The 17,472-nt window shown below is 55.9% G+C and carries 17 protein-coding genes and 1 riboswitch; of the genes, 7 read left to right on the top strand and 10 right to left on the bottom strand.

What is annotated here, in order from left to right; translation table 11 throughout:
- Positions 1 to 79: 79 nt before the first annotated feature.
- Positions 80 to 796: a 2OG-Fe(II) oxygenase gene (locus AB4Y96_RS10570; RefSeq protein ID WP_441917206.1), complete on the bottom strand. Its 717-nt coding sequence runs from the start codon at positions 794 to 796 to the stop codon at positions 80 to 82.
- Between the two features lie 197 nt (positions 797 to 993).
- Here AB4Y96_RS10570 and AB4Y96_RS10565 point away from each other — a divergent pair, with 197 nt between their 5' ends.
- From AB4Y96_RS10565 to AB4Y96_RS10545, 5 genes are all read left to right on the top strand, one after another.
- Complete coding sequence (locus tag AB4Y96_RS10565) at positions 994 to 1,410, top strand: hypothetical protein (RefSeq protein WP_091877759.1); 417 nt, start codon at positions 994 to 996, stop codon at positions 1,408 to 1,410.
- Between the two features lie 110 nt (positions 1,411 to 1,520).
- A complete protein-coding gene (gene secD / locus AB4Y96_RS10560; protein WP_091877760.1) occupies positions 1,521 to 4,055 on the top strand; it encodes a protein translocase subunit SecD in 2,535 nt (844 codons plus the stop codon).
- A 282-nt stretch (positions 4,056 to 4,337) separates the two neighbouring features.
- Positions 4,338 to 6,092, top strand: coding sequence for a YbaL family putative K(+) efflux transporter (gene ybaL, locus AB4Y96_RS10555; protein WP_091877761.1), 1,755 nt, complete (start codon positions 4,338 to 4,340; stop codon positions 6,090 to 6,092).
- A gap of 96 nt (positions 6,093 to 6,188) precedes the next feature.
- Positions 6,189 to 7,139 (top strand): lysylphosphatidylglycerol synthase domain-containing protein, encoded by a 951-nt coding sequence (locus tag AB4Y96_RS10550; protein WP_091877762.1) that lies wholly within the window; start codon positions 6,189 to 6,191, stop codon positions 7,137 to 7,139.
- 161 nt (positions 7,140 to 7,300) lie between these two features.
- Positions 7,301 to 7,864, top strand: a complete 564-nt coding sequence (locus AB4Y96_RS10545; protein ID WP_091878466.1) for an alpha/beta fold hydrolase — start codon at positions 7,301 to 7,303, stop codon at positions 7,862 to 7,864.
- Here AB4Y96_RS10545 and cysW read toward each other — a convergent pair.
- The 4 genes from cysW to AB4Y96_RS10525 all read right to left on the bottom strand — a co-directional run bounded on the left by cysW (position 7,861) and on the right by AB4Y96_RS10525 (position 11,122).
- Positions 7,861 to 8,724 carry a sulfate ABC transporter permease subunit CysW gene (gene cysW, locus AB4Y96_RS10540; RefSeq protein WP_091877764.1) on the bottom strand — a complete coding sequence of 288 codons (864 nt, stop codon included), beginning with the start codon at positions 8,722 to 8,724 and terminating at the stop codon, positions 7,861 to 7,863. The two genes, AB4Y96_RS10545 and cysW, sit on opposite strands and share 4 nt — an antisense overlap.
- Complete coding sequence (gene cysT / locus AB4Y96_RS10535; protein WP_441917189.1) at positions 8,708 to 9,550, bottom strand: sulfate ABC transporter permease subunit CysT; 843 nt, start codon at positions 9,548 to 9,550, stop codon at positions 8,708 to 8,710. Before cysT ends, cysW begins: the two co-directional genes overlap by 17 nt.
- Before the next feature lie 100 nt (positions 9,551 to 9,650).
- Positions 9,651 to 10,655, bottom strand: coding sequence for a sulfate ABC transporter substrate-binding protein (locus AB4Y96_RS10530; RefSeq protein WP_091878468.1), 1,005 nt, complete (start codon positions 10,653 to 10,655; stop codon positions 9,651 to 9,653).
- A 275-nt stretch (positions 10,656 to 10,930) separates the two neighbouring features.
- Positions 10,931 to 11,122 carry a hypothetical protein gene (locus tag AB4Y96_RS10525; protein ID WP_091877766.1) on the bottom strand — a complete coding sequence of 64 codons (192 nt, stop codon included), beginning with the start codon at positions 11,120 to 11,122 and terminating at the stop codon, positions 10,931 to 10,933.
- A gap of 304 nt (positions 11,123 to 11,426) precedes the next feature.
- Here AB4Y96_RS10525 and AB4Y96_RS10520 point away from each other — a divergent pair, with 304 nt between their 5' ends.
- Both AB4Y96_RS10520 and AB4Y96_RS10515 read left to right on the top strand, forming a co-directional pair.
- Complete coding sequence (locus AB4Y96_RS10520) at positions 11,427 to 11,873, top strand: RrF2 family transcriptional regulator (protein WP_441917186.1); 447 nt, start codon at positions 11,427 to 11,429, stop codon at positions 11,871 to 11,873.
- Positions 11,874 to 12,147: 274 nt separating this feature from the next.
- Positions 12,148 to 12,747: a class I SAM-dependent methyltransferase gene (locus tag AB4Y96_RS10515; protein ID WP_441917185.1), complete on the top strand. Its 600-nt coding sequence runs from the start codon at positions 12,148 to 12,150 to the stop codon at positions 12,745 to 12,747.
- Here AB4Y96_RS10515 and AB4Y96_RS10510 read toward each other — a convergent pair whose 3' ends face one another.
- From AB4Y96_RS10510 to AB4Y96_RS10490, 5 genes are all read right to left on the bottom strand, one after another.
- A complete protein-coding gene (locus tag AB4Y96_RS10510) occupies positions 12,748 to 13,521 on the bottom strand; it encodes a thiazole synthase (protein WP_441917183.1) in 774 nt (257 codons plus the stop codon).
- A gap of 3 nt (positions 13,522 to 13,524) precedes the next feature.
- Positions 13,525 to 13,722, bottom strand: a complete 198-nt coding sequence (gene thiS, locus AB4Y96_RS10505; protein WP_441917182.1) for a sulfur carrier protein ThiS — start codon at positions 13,720 to 13,722, stop codon at positions 13,525 to 13,527.
- A gap of 2 nt (positions 13,723 to 13,724) precedes the next feature.
- Positions 13,725 to 14,678, bottom strand: a complete 954-nt coding sequence (gene thiO, locus AB4Y96_RS10500; RefSeq protein WP_441917180.1) for a glycine oxidase ThiO — start codon at positions 14,676 to 14,678, stop codon at positions 13,725 to 13,727.
- Positions 14,678 to 16,510 (bottom strand): phosphomethylpyrimidine synthase ThiC, encoded by a 1,833-nt coding sequence (gene thiC, locus AB4Y96_RS10495; RefSeq protein ID WP_441917178.1) that lies wholly within the window; start codon positions 16,508 to 16,510, stop codon positions 14,678 to 14,680. The genes thiO and thiC overlap by 1 nt, the downstream gene beginning before the upstream one ends.
- A gap of 100 nt (positions 16,511 to 16,610) precedes the next feature.
- A riboswitch (TPP riboswitch) is annotated at positions 16,611 to 16,727 on the bottom strand.
- A gap of 90 nt (positions 16,728 to 16,817) precedes the next feature.
- On the bottom strand, positions 16,818 to 17,387 hold the full coding sequence (locus AB4Y96_RS10490; protein WP_441917176.1) for an NADPH-dependent FMN reductase: 570 nt from the start codon (positions 17,385 to 17,387) through the stop codon (positions 16,818 to 16,820).
- Positions 17,388 to 17,472 lie beyond the last annotated feature (85 nt).

Here is a 17,472-nt window from a genome sequence, read left to right as displayed (position 1 = left end):
GGGTACGTGGACCTCTTCACATTATACCATCTCTAACAGACAAGCTTGTCGAACCACGAACCACGGACTACTCACCTACCTACTTGGAATCATGAAAAATAATCCCCAGCGTATTGCGTTTGCCGCTGCGGACCCGGCTGACCCCATGGCGCATGTTTACGCGGTAATAGCCGCGCGAGCCTTTGACCGGTCGCTGGCTGACGGGAAAGACCACACCATCGCCCTGTTTCAGCGGCACCACTTCCGCGCGCGATTGCATACGCGGTCGCTGCTCGGTCAGCACAAACTCGCCGCCGGTAAAATCCCTGCCGGGTTCTTTGAGCAAAAATGCCACCTGCAGGGGAAACACATGCACCCCGTAAATATCCTGATGCAGGCAATTGTAATCTCCCGCACCATATTCAAGCAGCAGAGGTGTTGGCCTGTCCTGCCCCGCCGCATGACAACGCTCGATGAATGCCTGATGCTCATCAGGATAGCGGATATCGATGCCCATATGCTCGTTCCAGCGATTGGCGATGCCAGCCAGCGGCGGATAGAGCGCTTCACGCAAGCCATGCACAATCTCAGGCAGCGGATAGGAGAAATACTTGTATTCGCCCTGCCCGAAACCATGCCGGGCCATAATGATGCGCTTGCGGAAAATCGTATCATCAGGATAGCTGTCTGCCAGCGTCTCGCATTCCTCCTGCGTCAACACACTCCGAAGGATCGTGCAGCCGGAGGCATCCATTTCCGCTTCTGCTGCATTCCAGTCGACATCGCGCAGTCCAGCCATCGCCGTTTCCTCGATCATTTTACGTTGCATCAACAGGAAAACCTGATCGAGCCAGAACAACCACCCGATTCCTGCGCCCAAACCATGAAAAGGCCGGGTTTTTCATCCAATTGGCCACACACACGACGATTTTAAGTGACTCAGCTTGCCGGACTTCATAAATAGAGTCGCAACGAGGCCGGTTCGGCCGCGACAATGAGCTATTGGAAACGCATATGGGCTTTAGCAGAAATGGCAAATCAGGAAGGCGTGGGTCCGCTCCGCTGCTGATTTCTATTTTCTGGCTGATTGCGACGCTTGGCGCGGTCTATATCGCTGCTCCCGAAACGGATTTGCGCAACAACCGTGCCAGTACGCCGGTTCGCGATGATGCACGTCTGGCCCATGAGAGTGATAACCGGTCAGGGCCCGTGCAAAATTCCATGCGCATTGCCGCACTGGAAGCTCTGCACCTGAAAATCAAAAGCGGTATGCGGGCAGGCACGGATTCCCACGATGGCCTATTGCCTGGCGGGAACGAACTCGTCCTGATCAGCAGACAGTCCGCTTCTCCATTGGAAACAGGTTCGGGCCTTGTGCTTGAACAAATAAGCGTTTTCAGCGCGCGGGCACCTCCTCTCGCCCTTGCTTGAGACCATTCGTTGCTCAGCAACGGTCCCAACACAACACCATCGGCAAGCCGCCCGGAACAGATGTGATCATCTCTCGGCAGCAGGGCCGCAATTCATAACGGAACACTGACATGCGCACTTCGAAATGGGTTCTGGGAACCTATATTTTCATCATTATTGCGGGCATCATCCTCGCGTTGCCCAATATTTTCACCAAGGCACAGCTTGATGTCCTGCCGAATTGGCTGCCCAAGAAGCAGATTTCGCTTGGTCTCGATCTTCGCGGCGGCTCCTACCTCGTTCTCGAAGTTGACGCCGCAGCGCTGAAAAAAGACCGCATCCGCGCCATGCTGGATGATGCGCGCAACAAGCTGCGCACGGAGCGCATTCAGGCACAGTCAATCCGTATTGCCGGTGATTCCGTCATCGTCACCATTGCTGATCAGGCACAGCGCGACCGCGCCGTGACTGTTCTGAAAGAACTGACCGCGCAGGTTACACAGATTGGCTTCGCCGCTCCGGTCAGCGACATCGACATTACAACTGCCGACAATACAATCCGCCTGACACTGACGGAAGCCGGCATGAAGGACAGGCTCGATAACGCCCTGACCCAGAGCCTTGAAATCGTTCGCCGCCGCGTCGATCAGGTCGGCGTTGCCGAACCATCCATCCAGCGCGTCGGTTCAGACCGTATTGTCGTCCAGCTTCCGGGCCTTCAGGACCCGTCACAGCTGCGCGCTCTGCTCGGCAGTACGGCCAAGATGACATTCCACATGGTTGCTAATGGCAATTACGGCGATACACCGCCCCCCGGCATTTCCATCCTGCCCGATGCAAAGAACCCGGGACAGACCTATCCTGTTGAAGATCGCGTTGCGCTGAGTGGTGAACGTCTGACCGACGCCCGCGCTGCCTTCGATACGCAGACCAACCAGCCGATCATTTCGTTCCGCTTTGACAATGTCGGCGCCCGTCAGTTTGCCGATATCACCAGCCAGAACGTCGGACGCCCCTTCGCCATCGTTCTCGACGGCAAGGTGCTGACCGCTCCGGTCATTCAGGTTCCAATCACCGGCGGCTCCGGTCAGATCACCGGTAACTTCACTGTTCAGGACACTGTTACCACTGCGGCCCTGTTGCGTGCCGGTGCCCTGCCCGCACCATTGACGGTGATCGAAGAGCGTACTGTTGGCCCTGATCTTGGCGGCGACGTCATCAAGATGGGTATTTTGACGGGTCTTATCGGTTTTGCCCTCGTCGTTGGCTTTATCTTCGTTCTTTACGGAACATGGGGCTTCATCGCCAATCTGGCTCTGGCGCTTAACGTCATCCTGACATTCGGTGTTCTTACCCTTATCGGCGCGACGCTCACCCTGCCCGGCATCGCCGCTATCATTCTCGGTATCGGTTTTGCCGTTGATGCGAACATTCTGATCAATGAGCGTATCCGGGAAGAAGCCCGCAAAGGCATCGGTGCCATGGCTGCCGTGGATCGTGGTTTCAAACACGCCTACGCAACCATCGTTGATGCGAACGTTACCCACATGATTTCCACCCTGCTGCTGTTCCTGTTCGGCTCAGGCCCGATCCGTGGTTTTGCCGTGACCATGCTTATCGGCACGCTCATTTCAATGTTCACTGCCGTTACGGTCGTGCGTATCGTCATGACGGCCATCGTCCGCCGCCGCAAGATGAAGACGATCAGCATCGAACATGTGATCAAGCTCGTTCCGGAGACCACGAATATCTCCTTCATGAATGCGCGTTTCTTTGGTATCGGCGTTTCGATCTTCCTGTCGATTGCCTCTATTATCCTGTTTATTCATCCGGGTCTCAATTACGGCATCGACTTCAAGGGCGGCATTCAGGTAGCGATCGCAACCTCGAAGCCAACAGATCTGGCTACCATGCGCAGTTCGCTTGAAGAGCTGGGCCTCGGTGAGGTCGTGCTTCAGCAGGCTGGCAGCGACAGTCAGGTGCTGATTCGCGTTCAGCGTCAGGATGGCGGCGAGGAAGCCCAGACAATTGCTGTGACCAAGGTCAAGGCAGCGGTCGAAAAGCTCGATCCGGGTGTGAAGATCGAAAGCTCGGAGGTCGTTGGACCAAAAGTCAGTCAGGAACTGGCACGGTCAGGCGTTCTGGCTGTTATTCTCGCCAGTATCGCCATGCTGCTCTACATCTGGTGGCGGTTTGAGTGGCACTTTGCCCTTGGTGCGATTGCCACGCTGATCCTCGATACGACGAAGACAGTAGGCTTCTTCGCGCTGATGGGACTGGACTTCAACCTCACCGCCATTGCCGCGCTTTTGACGATGATCGGTTACTCCGTGAACGATAAGGTCGTGGTTTATGACCGTATGCGTGAGAATTTGCGCATCCACAAGAAGATGCCACTGCGCCAGATCATCGACATGAGTATCAACCAGACGCTGGCGCGCTGTATCTACACCTCCGCCACCATCTTCCTTGCCATGCTCCCCATGGCAATCTGGGGTGGCAAGGCAGTGGAAAACTTCGCATTGCCGATGCTGTTCGGTGTGATCATTGCCACCAGTTCCTCGATCTTCATTGCAGCACCTATCCTGCTGCTGCTGGGAACCTGGTGGGAAAAGAACCACACACATCGCATTGGTTCCAGCGAAACACCTGCTGTTAAGAGCTGACCAGACATTCGTCTAAGCTCTCCAAGCTAAATATCTGCGGCGTATGGAAAAAATTGCATTTCCTGCGCCGCAGAATGACAAAAGTTGTTTGCAAGACATCATGTGTACGCAATAGTGAGGCAGTCATAGAGCAATTATTGTTTTTGCGTAGCCGTTCTGCCGAATCCGGGGGATTTGACCCGAATGTACAGGCGGAACGCCTGAGTAAAAATAAAACCTGCTCTGGCTGTTCACAGTTTGATTTGATTATTTTCAACATATCCAAGGGGGAGACACCGACATATGCCTCATGAAACGCCGCTGATTGCGACAATCGTAGTGGGCCTTGTTCTGGCCTTCATATTCGGTGCGATTGCCAACCGTCTGCGCGTTCCTCCCCTTGTCGGTTATCTGCTTGCCGGTGTGCTTGCCGGCGCTCACACGCCCGGTTTTGTTGCCGATCAGGAACTGGCCGCAGAACTTGCCGAAATCGGCGTCATTCTGCTGATGTTCGGTGTCGGGCTGCATTTCTCTCTGAAGGATTTGCTGTCCGTCCGCGCCATCGCCATTCCTGGCGCCATCGTCCAGATCATCGTCGCCACATTGCTGGGTGCAGGTCTCGCCTGGATACTTGGCTGGAGCATGCAGGCTGGTTTCGTCTTTGGCCTCGCCCTCTCCGTTGCCAGTACCGTTGTGCTGCTTCGCGCCATGCAGGAACGCCGCCTGATCGAGACGGAGCGCGGCCGCATCGCTGTTGGCTGGTTGATCGTTGAAGACCTTGCCATGGTTCTGGCACTGGTGTTGCTCCCGGCCATTGCCGGTGTCGTCAATGGCAAAAACCCTTCGGCTGAAATTGTCCACGCAGCCAGCGATCCGATCGCCAATTATTTCAACCTTGGCATTGGCGGCATCATTGCCCTGACCCTCGGCAAGGTCGCCGCCTTCGTGGCCCTCATGCTTATCGTTGGCCGCCGCGTCATTCCGTGGACGCTCCACGCCATTGCACACACCGGATCGCGCGAGTTGTTCAGGCTCGCGGTGCTGGCCATTGCGCTCGGCGTGGCCTTCGGTGCCTCAAAGCTCTTCGGCGTATCGCTGGCACTTGGCGCCTTCTTCGCCGGTATGATCATGAGTGAATCCGAGCTGAGCCACCGTGCAGCGGAAGAATCCCTGCCACTGCGTGACGCTTTCGCTGTTCTGTTCTTCGTTTCCGTCGGCATGCTGTTCGACCCGATGACGATCATCAACGATCCCCTGCCCCTTCTGGCCACGCTCGCGATCATCGTCGTCGGCAAATCATTGGCGGCGTTCTTCATTGTTCTGGCGTTTGGCTATCCAACCGGAACGGCCCTGATCATTTCAGCAAGCCTCGCGCAGATCGGCGAATTCTCGTTCATTCTGGCGGAGCTGGGGGTCGGCCTTGGCATGTTGCCCGAGGAAGGACGCGATCTCATTCTTGGCGGCGCAATCTTGTCGATCCTGCTCAATCCCCTCGTCTTTGCCGGGGTGGGTTATCTCAAACCATGGCTGGAAAAACGCTATGCACCGGCGCAGGAGGCCGATCCGGAAGTCACTGTGATCGAAGAGCCTGATGTCGAGGAACTGCACCAGACAACCCTGACAGACCACGCCGTTCTGATCGGTTATGGCCGTGTCGGCAGCCTCGTGGGCGATGCGCTCAAAGAAGCAGGCAAGTCGTTTCTCGTGATCGAAGACGCAGACAAGACGGTCGCGAAACTACGCGATGATGAGGTGGAAACCATCGTTGGCAATGCTGCCAATGGCGATGTTCTGGCCGCTGCCAATCTGGCACAGGCCCGGCAACTCATCATTGCCATTCCCAATGCGTTTGAAGCGGGACAGATCGTCGTCAAGGCGCGCGCTGCCAATCCATCAATCAGCATTCTGGCGCGGGCGCATTCCGATGCGGAGGTGCAACATTTGCAGGATCTCGGTGCTGATGCAGTGATCATGGGTGAACGCGAGATCGCCCGTGGTATAGTCGCGCATATTCTCGATCTGGACAAACCTGTGCCGGAGGAACCGTTACCGGCATAACGATAGGAAAATGGGGGTAGCGGCGTAAAGATATGCGCCAGTGGGTCAATAAGCTCGAAAAGAGCGCTCAGTGAGAATGGCAAGGCAGGAATAAGCATGAAGTTGAAGGATTATGTATGGCCGGTAATCGGACTGGCCGCAGTCGGTGTTTCCGCATGGCTCCTTTACCGGGAGTTGCGCAGCATATCGCTGGATGACGTAATCCACAGCCTCTATGCCATTCCAGCCCATCGCTGGATTCTGGCCGCGCTCAGTTCGCTCGTCGCCTATGCCGCACTCGCAGGTTATGATCGCATCGCCCTTCTGCATCTGCGCCGCAAGATTTCGTGGCTTTTCATCACGCTTTGCTCGTTTACCACCTACGCCCTCTCGCACAATATCGGCGCATCGATGATATCGGGCGCTGTGGTGCGCTATCGTGCCTATTCCTCGCAAGGCATGAGCACAGCGGAAATCGCGCTGCTCATCGCCTTCTGTTCGTTCACTTTCATGCTCGGCACAATAACGCTGAGTGCAGTCGTGCTTCTGATCGAGCCGGAGATTCTGCAACGTTTCAACGATGAAACGCCGCTTTACGTCAGTTACCTTCTGGGGTTTGGTGCCCTGGCGTTTGTGTTGCTTTATGTCTTCGGCAGCTGGTTGCAATTGCGCCCCTTGCGCATCCGCAAATTCACTCTGGAATATCCAAGGCTGACCGTCGTCGCCCAGCAGTTGATCGTCGGGCCGGTGGAACTGCTCGGTGCCGCCGCCATCATTTATTTCACCCTGCCGGAGGCAGGTAATCCCGGCTTCCTGATCATTCTGGGCATTTTCCTCATCTCATTCTCTGCGGCGCTGATTTCCCATGCACCGGGTGGACTTGGTGTGCTGGAACTTGTGTTTTTGACTGGTCTACCCGATATGAATCAGGCCGATGTACTGGCTGCACTCATCATCTTCCGCCTGTTCTATCTGCTTATTCCCTTTGCCCTGTCACTGCTTGTGGTCCTCTTCTTCGAACGTTCGCAATTGCTGTTGCGCTGGTACAAGAAAGACACCGAAAGCTGAAGCAAATATCCGGCGCGATTTCACGGTTTCGGATTTTTGCATTGGATTTATTTTCCATTCCTCGCACTCTTTAGTGCCCTATTCCTTCAATGAATGGGGTTCGGCACCTATTTTCAGGCGATGACTTCAACATTTCCTCCCGAAACTGGAAGGATGAGCGCCTGATGACAACATTGATCATTCCGGGATATCTCGGTTCCGAAAAAGGCCATTGGCAGCGCGAATGGCTGGCCGATGACGACACTGCCCGTCTTGTTGAGCAGGACGACTGGGAGAACCCGGTCCTGTCGCAATGGCTGCATGTGCTTGAAGCCCGAATTTCCGAAACGCCGGGCGCCATCCTCGTTGCGCATAGTCTTGGCTGCGTTCTTGTTGCGCATCTGGCCAGCCGTCCCTCCGCCGCCCATGTGGCTGGCGCCGTGCTGGTAGCGCCTGCGGATGCGGAGCGCATGGCCGTGCAGGACGAAAAATTCCGCAGCTTTGCGCCACTGCCGCGTCATGCTTTCAGTTTTCCATCGATTGTCGCCGCCAGCCGTGACGATCCCTATATGTCGTTCAACAAGGCACAGGCACTGGCGGAAATCTGGGGCTCCGGCTTTGTCGACATGCGCAATGCCGGGCATATCAATGTGGCCAGCGGTTTTGGTGCTTGGCCGGAAGGTTATATTCTGGCGGATTCCATGCGGCGGCAGAATGAAACTTTTCGCACCAAACGCGCCGCTTAACCCGCCTGTTTGCGTTCCAGAAAATATTTCAGGATCAGCGTGACCACAGCAATCAATGCCAGGGTCGATGCGGCAGCAAAGGCCCCGGTGACATTGTAATCATTGAACAGCAGTTCGATTTGCAATGGCAGCGTGTTGGTCTGGCCGCGAATGGCACCCGATACGACTGACACAGCGCCAAATTCGCCCATGACGCGCGCATTACACAAAACTGCGCCGTAAAGCAGCGCCCAGCGAATATTTGGCAGTGTCACGTAGAAGAAGGTCTGCAATCCGGTTGCGCCAAGGGTAATCGCCGCTTCCTCGTCTTCGCTGCCCTGCGCCTGCATCAACGGAATGAGTTCGCGCGCCACAAACGGGCTGGTGACGAACAGGCTGACAAGGAAGATCGCGGGGACCGTAAACATGATCTTGATGTCATAACTCTCAAGCAGTGGCCCAAGCAGGCCCTGACTGCCATAGAGAAAGAGATAGGTCACACCGGCAACAATCGGCGAGACCGAGAACGGTATCTCGATAAAGGTGATCAACAGCCCGCGACCCGGAAAGCGGAAGCGCGTGACGAGCCATGCCACGCAGATACCGAAAATCATGTTGATGGGCACAACCACAATGGCTGTCAGCACCGTAAGCCAGATGGCGTGCAGTGTGGCAGGCTGGGTAATCTGCGAGAAATATACCGCCACGCCTTCGCGGAACGCATAGGAGAAGATCACCGCAATCGGCACGCCAATGAACAGCGCCGACAGCGCCATGGCAGACAGGATCAGCACCCAATGCGATGCCCGCGCCGGGGGCTGGCCATGCCGCCGGGACGACTGCCGCTTCGCAGTGGTGGCGAGATCAGCTGCGGTCTGCATAGCGAAGCTGCCGGGCTTGAATGGAATTGGTGACAAAGAGCATAAGGAACGCCATGACAAGCATGACCGTGGCGATTGCCGCTGCCGCCGGATAGTCATATTCATCAAGCCGGATGAACACGAGCAAGGACATGACCTCGGTTTCAAAAGGCAGATTGCCTGAAATAAACACGATGGCGCCGAATTCGCCAAGGCTGCGGGCAAAGGACAGGCTGCATCCGGCGATAAAGGCCGGGAATATCGCAGGCCAGATAACCCGGCTGAATATCTGCCAGTTCGTCGCCCCCAGTGAGCGCGCCGCTTCCTCCACATCCACAGCCACATCTTCCAGCACCGGTTGTACCGTGCGGATGACAAAGGGAATGCTGGTAAACATCATCGCAATGGCGATGCCAAACGGCGCATAGGCAACCTTGATGCCCATAGGCTCCAGAAACCGGCCAAACCAGCCATTGGCAGAAAATACGGTGACAAGGGCGAGACCAGCAACAGCCGTCGGCAAGGCAAAGGGTAGATCAACCACCGCGTCGAGCAACCTGCGGCCGGGAAATTCGTAGCGCACCAGCACCCATGCGAGCAGCATGCCAAACAATGCGTTGAACAGCGTCGCAAGCGCCGCCGCTCCGACAGTGATCCGGTAAGTTGCCACCGCCCGTTCAGACGAAATGATTGTCCAGAAATCCGACCAGCCGAGATTGACCGATTTGTACAGCATCGCCAGCAAGGGCAAAGCCACAATGATGGTGAAATACAAAAGGGTGACGCCGAGGGTCAGGCTGAACCCCGGCAATATTCCGCGCTGACTGGATTTCGAAAACAACGACATAGCAGGGTTCTAGAGCCTGTTCCCGTGAAAGCAAGCAAGGGTTGAAAAGAATGCGGCGCAGCTTTGAAGCCACGCCGCCTACTGATCCATCAGTCGCGGATCAACGCTTGGTGAAAACCTTGTCCAGAATCCCGCCTTCGGCAAAATGCTCCTTGGACAGTTTGTCCCAACCGCCGAATACATCTTCCACTTTAAGCAACCGTGTTTCAGGGAACTGCGCGGCATATTTCGCTTTAACCGTTGCATCATTCACGCGGTTATAATTCTGGGCAAGAATGTCCTGCCCTTCAGGCGTGTACAGGAATTTCAGATAGCTTTCGGCAATCGCCCGCGATCCACGCTTGTCGACCACCTTGTCAACAACGGTAACGGGAAATTCGGCGAGAAGGCTGACCGGCGGTACAACCGCCTCATACTTGTCTTCGCCCAATTGCTTGCGTGTGCCCAGCACCTCAGCTTCAAAGGTGATCAGCACGTCGCCGATGCCACGCTCAGCAAAGGTGGTTGTCGCGGCACGCCCGCCCGTGTCAAACACCGGCACATTGGCGAAGAGCTTTTTGACAAACTCCTGCGCCTTGGCCTGATCCTTGTTGTTGACTTCAAGCGCATAGGCATAGGCGGCCAGATAGGTATAGCGCGCATTGCCTGACGTTTTCGGATTGGGGAAAATCACCTTCACATCGTCGCGAGTGAGATCGTCCCAGTTCTTGATGTGTTTTGGATTTCCGGCGCGCACCAGAAAAGCCGGCAGGGAATAATAAGGCGAGGAATTGTTGGGCAAACGTGACTGCCAGTCGGCGGGAATGAAATTGCCCTTGTCGTGCAGAACCTGAACGTCGGTGACCTGATTGAAGGTCACAACGTCGGCTTCCAGCCCTTCAAGAATGGACCGCGCCTGCTTTGACGAGCCTGCATGCGACTGGTTGACGGTGATGTCCTTGCCCGCCTCCTTCTTGTAGGCGGCGGTGAATGCCTTGTTGACCTGCTCGTAAAGCTCGCGCGAAATATCGTAGGAAACATTGAGAATTTCCGTTGGCTCCGCAGCTTTCACGGGCCCAAGACCCAGTGCCAAAGCAACTGTGGCATAGACGAACAGTCTTTTCATTGCATTCTCCCAAGCAAACGGCACGGAACGCGCCATCATTATTGACCCAGCCCAATCCGACCCGACGATTTCATAGGAGAACGGATATTTTTTCTTAGGATGCCGTCAAATTTCCGGGAGAGGAAGAATTGAAGTTCCAACAATGATGAGCTTGTTAAAATGTTATTCCAAGAAATACGTAAATTGAAATATTCACCCTGAGTATCAGGGCTGCTTGCGCAATTGATTTCTACCCCCGCTGCTGTGCGAGGGCGCGTCCCAGTGGAAAAAGCGGCTTACCAGAAGCCGCGATGCTGCCAGCACCAGAGGAAATCTTCTTCGGTCCAATTGCGATGACGCTTGGCCGAAGCCTCCTGGCTGTCCCGCTTCTTTGGATCACTTGCATCGGAATCGAGTGTTTCGGCGACAAATACCTCGCGCCATAGACGCTCGGCCCGATTAAAAATGCCGGATACTTCACTGTACATTGCGACCTCCTGAAACAATTTGGTTGCAGAGTGCAGCTGCCCTCAAGGGTCAACCGATACTCAATGATGACCGGTTGAAAAAATTTGTCAACAATCACTACCTGTTTAATCGTGTATTGATTTTAACGCTTTCGAAACTTCTTGAGCGCTGAATTCTTAATGAAGTATTATTTTTCAGAGCCTTACCGGCCACTTTTAAGACATTTGGCTGCCATGAAAAAACTCCAATTTTTAACATTTTTACACTAGAAAATGTCACGCGAGGGACTATGACTGCGTCTTATAAGATGATCAGGCAACAATAATGATTTCGCAGAAAGCCAAATATGCGCTCAGGGCGCTTGTCGTTCTCGCGAGAGCTGACGCCGAAAAGGCTCTGTTCATTTCCGATATTGCGGAAGAACAGAACATTCCGAAAAAATTCCTCGAACAAATCCTGCTCGACCTGAAGCATCAGGGCATTGTCATGAGCCGCCGCGGCAAGATGGGCGGCTATCTGCTGCTCAAGCAAGCGGAGGATATCACCTTTGGCGAAGTGCTGCGCCTGATCGATGGCCCGATTGCTCCCCTGCCGTGCCTCAGCAAGATTGCCTATCGCCGCTGTGAAGACTGCGAGAGCGAAGACAATTGCGAAATCCGCCATGTTTTCAGTGAAGTTGCCAATGTCACCCGCGGTGTGCTCGATAAAACAACCATTGCCGATTGCCTCGCCTATGGCGGTAATCGCGGTCTGGCAATGCTCGATAGCTAGGTTTCTCTTTGGTGAGCTATCGTTTGGTTTGTGGTTCGTGTCCCCATCCCCGTCATCCTCGGGCTTGACCCGAGGACCCAGGTTTGCTTGATCTTTTTAGCCATGGGTCCTCGGGTCGAGCCCGAGGATGACGGAGATGGGTGATGAAAGAGAGTTAAGTTCTGCAACCTTTGTGATCTGCAATCTTTGTGATTAGCGTTACATCACCCCTCTCCCTCATGGTGAGCTTGTCGAACCACGAACCACACACCAACCACCACATCAAAGGACAGCTATGACCGCCAATGATCCGGATACTCTGGCATTTTACGCTGATGAAGCGGTGCGTTATGCCAATCAGATACAGGCGCGGTCATTTGAACATCTGGATACATATCTTGCGCTGCTCTCGCCCGGCGCCACCATTCTGGAACTTGGCTGTGGCGGCGGCGATGATACCGCCCATATGCTGGAGCGCGGATTTAACGTTGCCCCAACAGACGGCTCACCTGAAATCGCTGCCGAAGCACAGAAGCGGCTGGGTATTCCGGTCAGCGTTTTGCAATTTCAGGATATCACTGCCGAAAATGCCTATGATGGCGTCTGGGCCAGCGCCTGCCTGCTCCATGTACCGCGCACGGCTTTGCCTGATATTATCAGCCATATTCACCGGGCGCTAAGACCCGATGGCCAGTTCTTTGCAAGCTTCAAGTCAGGCACAGCGGAAGGGCGCGACAGGTTCGGTCGCTATTTCAACTATCCCTCACCCGACTGGTTGCGAGATGCCTATCAGGCGGATCGCTGGCAGACCATCGACATTCAAACAGTGATGGGCAGCGGCTATGACAAGGAGCCGACCGAATGGCTTCACGTCAGCGCCACCAAGCGCGGCTGATCAAGTAAACACCGCCCTGCCGATCACAGGGGTTGACGGCACTGCCACATCGCGCGGCTCCAGCATGCCCGCATGAAATGCCATGTGGCCAGCGTCCACAGCCTTGGCAAAGGCGGCGGCCATCGCGACGGGGTCTCCAGCCTTCGCGACCGCCGTGTTGAGCAAAATCGCATCAAAGCCAAGCTCCATCACGGTTGCCGCATGGGAGGGCCTGCCGAGCCCCGCATCCACAATCATCGGAACCTCAGGAAAATGCCCGCGCAAGGCCCGCAAAGCGTGGAGATTGAGTGGTCCCAGCGCCGATCCAATAGGCGCGCACCACGGCATCAGCACTTCGCATCCGGCTTCGAGCAGACGCTCGGCCACAACGAGATCATCGGTTGTATAAGGAAAGACCTTGAAGCCGTCGGCGGTGAGGATGCGCGCTGCGTCCACCAGCGCGAATACATCAGGCTGCAGCGTATCGTGATTGCCGATCACCTCCAGCTTGATCCAGTTGGTGGCAAAAATATCCCGGGCCATCTGCGCCGTCAGCACAGCTTCCTTGACCGTGTGACACCCCGCCGTATTGGGCAGAACATGCACGCCGAGCGACTGGATCAGCGACCAGAACTTGTCCCCGGATTTGCCGCCTGCCATTTCGCGCCGCAGGGAAACCGTGACAATCGCGATTTCCGACGCTTTCACCGCATCCATCAATATGGCAGGCGAAGGGTACTGTGCAGTGCCGAGCAGCAGCCGGGAGGAAAGCTCGGTGCCATAAAGTGTCAGCATGCTTCAGCCTCCCTGCCGGGGCGTCAGGATTTCCACCTTGTCGCCTTCATTCAAGGTGAAGGTCGAACGCGCCGCCGCCCGCACCAACTCGCCATTGAGCGCGGTTGCCAGCCATTCGCCCTCATAGTCGAGTTCGCCCAGCAGATCGCCAAGCGTTCGGGAGGTAACCTCCAGCGGTTCTCCATTGATGATAAGTCTCATGATCAAGCTGCCTTCTCATACTTAAAAACCATCGCCGCCGCCTGTATTGCCATGGTAGGCGCGAGCAGAAATCCGTGCCGATAGAGCCCGTTAATGCTGATCACTTTGCCCTCACGCTGCACGCGCGGAAAATTATCCGCATAGGCGGGCCTGACCCCAACACCGGTCTCAAGGATTGCCGCCTCGCCAAACGCCGGGTGCAGGCTATAGGCGGCATTGAGCAGTTCCATCATCGAGCGGGCGGTGATGGGGCCTGTGGCGTCGCTTTCGATCATCGTCGCCCCGACCATGAAGATATGGTGCGCACGCGGCACGATATAAACGGGGAAACGCGGGTGGATTAGTCTCACAGGCCGAGCCAGCGAGACATCACGCGTTTGCAGCACAAGCATTTCACCGCGCACCCCGCGCAAATCGGGATTGGCTGCGCCATAACCGGTGCAATCAACGATGACATCAAAGGTGCCATCCCCTTCGCCGCTCACGAACCGGACGCCGGAGGCGGCCAGCTTTTCCGCCAGCATGGTCAAGGCACGGCGTGGATCAAGATGCGCCTCTTCCTTGAAAAACAACCCCCGGCGAAATCGCCCTTCAAGATCAGGCTCCAGATTGGCCAGTTCCTGCGCATCCACATGGGAAAACCCGGATGTGCGCGAACCGAACCGGTCGAGTTCCCGGATATCCCGTGCGGGTGCTAAAACCAATGTGCCGTTGCGCACAACACTTCCGGGCAAAGCTGCCTCCCACCAGCAAGCAGCCTTCAATCCAAGTTCAAGCACCTGTTCATCGGCACTTTCCCGCTCGCAATAGGGTGCAAGCATGCCGCCCGCATACCACGATGCGGTGGCGGATGTGTCGCTGCGCGGGTCGAGGACTGTTATGTCCCCGCCCCGCGCCAACAGTTCATGGGCAGCGGTGAGCCCGGCGACCCCCGCCCCTTTGATGAGAATACGCATCAGAACTCGTCACCTGACACCGGTAAAGGAACGGCCACGGATTTCAGCGGCATATAGAGATCGCCGCCCTGCTTGAATTTCTCGGCCATGGCAGACATGCCCTCCTTCTGCGCCTCGGCCCGGATATCATGGGAAATCCGCATCGAGCAGAATTTCGGCCCGCACATGGAACAGAAATGCGCGACCTTATGCGCCTCCTTCGGCAGGGTCTCATCGTGGAAGAGCCGCGCCGTTTCCGGGTCGAGCGACAGGTTGAACTGATCCTCCCAGCGGAATTCGAAGCGTGCGCGCGACAGTGCATCATCACGCACCTGCGCCGCCGGATGCCCCTTGGCGAGATCCGCCGCATGGGCCGCGATCTTGTAGGTGATCACTCCAATTTTTACATCATCGCGGTTCGGCAGGCCAAGATGCTCCTTCGGCGTCACATAGCAAAGCATGGCCGTGCCAAACCAGCCGATCATCGCCGCGCCTATGCCCGATGTGATGTGGTCATAGCCCGGCGCAATATCAGTGGTGAGCGGTCCGAGCGTATAGAACGGCGCTTCCCCGCAGACCGCCAACTGCTTGTCCATATTGGCCTTGATCTTGTGCATCGGCACATGGCCGGGGCCTTCAATCATCACCTGACAACCCTTGGCCCAGGCAATCTGCGTCAGTTCACCCAGCGTTTCCAGTTCGGCAAACTGTGCCGCATCATTGGCATCGGCAATCGAGCCCGGACGCAGGCCATCACCCAGCGAAAAGCTGACATCATAAGCGCGGCAGATATCGCAAATCTCGGCAAAATGCTCGTAGAGAAAACTCTCGCGATGATGGTGCAGACACCACTTAGCCATGATCGAACCACCACGCGAAACAATGCCGGTCACACGGTCGATAGTCAGCGGGATATAATGCAACCTAACACCCGCATGGATGGTAAAATAGTCGACACCCTGCTCTGCCTGCTCAATCAGAGTGTCACGATAGACTTCCCATGTCAGGTCTTCGGCAATGCCGCCGACCTTTTCCAGCGCCTGATAGAGCGGCACAGTGCCAATCGGCACCGGCGCGTTGCGGATGATCCATTCGCGAATATTGTGAATGTTGCGCCCCGTGGAGAGGTCCATCACCGTATCGGCGCCCCAGCGGATCGCCCACACCATCTTTTCCACCTCCTCCGCCATGGAGGATGTCACCGCCGAATTGCCGATATTGGCATTGATCTTGACCAGAAAATTACGGCCGATGATCATCGGTTCAAGCTCGGGATGATTGATATTGGCCGGGATGATCGCCCTGCCCCGGGCGATCTCCTCGCGGACAAATTCCGGCGTCACATGATCAGGCACCGAAGCCCCGAAGGAATTGCCATCCCGTTCCAGCTTGGCGCGCGCAGCATCGCGGCCGAGATTTTCGCGGATAGCCACATATTCCATCTCGGGTGTGATGATACCGGCGCGGGCATAGGCAAGCTGGGTAACGGCCTTATCGCCCTTCGCCCGTAACGGTTGGTTGCGAACCGGAAATTCCGGCGTCAGCCGTTCGCCAGTGACAAAACCATTGTCCTCAAGCTTGATGTGGCGGCCCTCATAGGCAAATAAGTCTTCATGCCCGGCAAGCCAGCGTTCACGAATGCGCGGCAGGCCCTTGGCAATATCGATGGTTGCATTGGCATCCGTATAGGGCCCGGATGAATCGTAAACCGTCACCGGCGGTTCGCCCGCCGTCGGGTGTACGGAAATCTGGCGCAAAGGAACGCGCAGATCGGGATAAGTCTGGCCCGGTTTGTATATTTTGATCGATGCCGGCAGCGGTCCTGCCGAAACGGTGGGGGTAATTGCGGTCATCATCAGGCTCCTAAGCGGTTAAGCGTAAAAACCCAGTTCTGTGCCGGAAGGATGAAAAGAGATTGCGAATCCGAATACGGATTATGTGCCGAGGCTGACTCGCATGACTTTCGCACCGTCCCTACGCCAGTATGAACTGGATCAGGTTCAACGGGTCACTGCGCTGCAAAAGCCAGCAGAATCTCAGCCCCTTGTCGGGACCCCCCTGGTGAATGTCTTGAATTGAAACCCCGATCCGCCATTTGTCAAGCGAATCAGGAAAACTTGAAGGTGTGGCGCCCTGGCAGAGCCAGGGCGCCAGAAGATATCAGGAAGCGCGCAGAGGCTTCAAAGCGTTGCTCCACTTGAGCAATTCGCCGATCATCGTATTGGCGCTTGTGACAACCAGTTCGTTGGCCTGAAATTCGCCTTCGTCGTTGATGAACTGCTGAAATGCGGGAATGGCAACACCCTCTGGGATCGGAACCGTGCGCAAACCGGCAAGCAGCCCCTTGACCGATTCGACCGAGCGCAACCCGCCCGACATGCCGCCATAGCTGACGAAACCAACCGGCTTGTAGTTCCACTCCTGCCAGAGATAGATGATTGCATTGGTCAGGGATGGCGGGGCAAAAAAGTCATATTCAGGCGTGACGAACACAACCGCTTCACCCGCGTCGATCAGCGTGCTCCACTTTTTCGTGTGGGCGTGTTCGTATTTTTTGGCGCGCGGATGGTTCGGTTCATCGAAGATTGGCAGGTTCAGATCAGCCAGATCAATCAGCACTGGCTCAAACTGACCATCCTGCTTGACGAAATCATGGAACCATTTTGCAACCGGTGAACCGGCGCGGCCCGGACGGGTACTGACTTGGACGATATTGAGCTTGGGTGCCATTGAGACGTCTCCATAGGGCTTGAACGATAGGCCCCATGAATAGGCGCGCCATGCGGGAGCGCACAAGAAGGCACTTTTTCGAAAC

This window comes from Phyllobacterium sp. TAF24, assembly GCF_052113785.1.
In the GTDB taxonomy this organism is placed as follows: domain Bacteria; phylum Pseudomonadota; class Alphaproteobacteria; order Rhizobiales; family Rhizobiaceae; genus Phyllobacterium.
The sequence above is the reverse complement of the archived record's forward strand: the minus strand, read 5'-3'. Positions and strand labels throughout refer to the sequence as shown.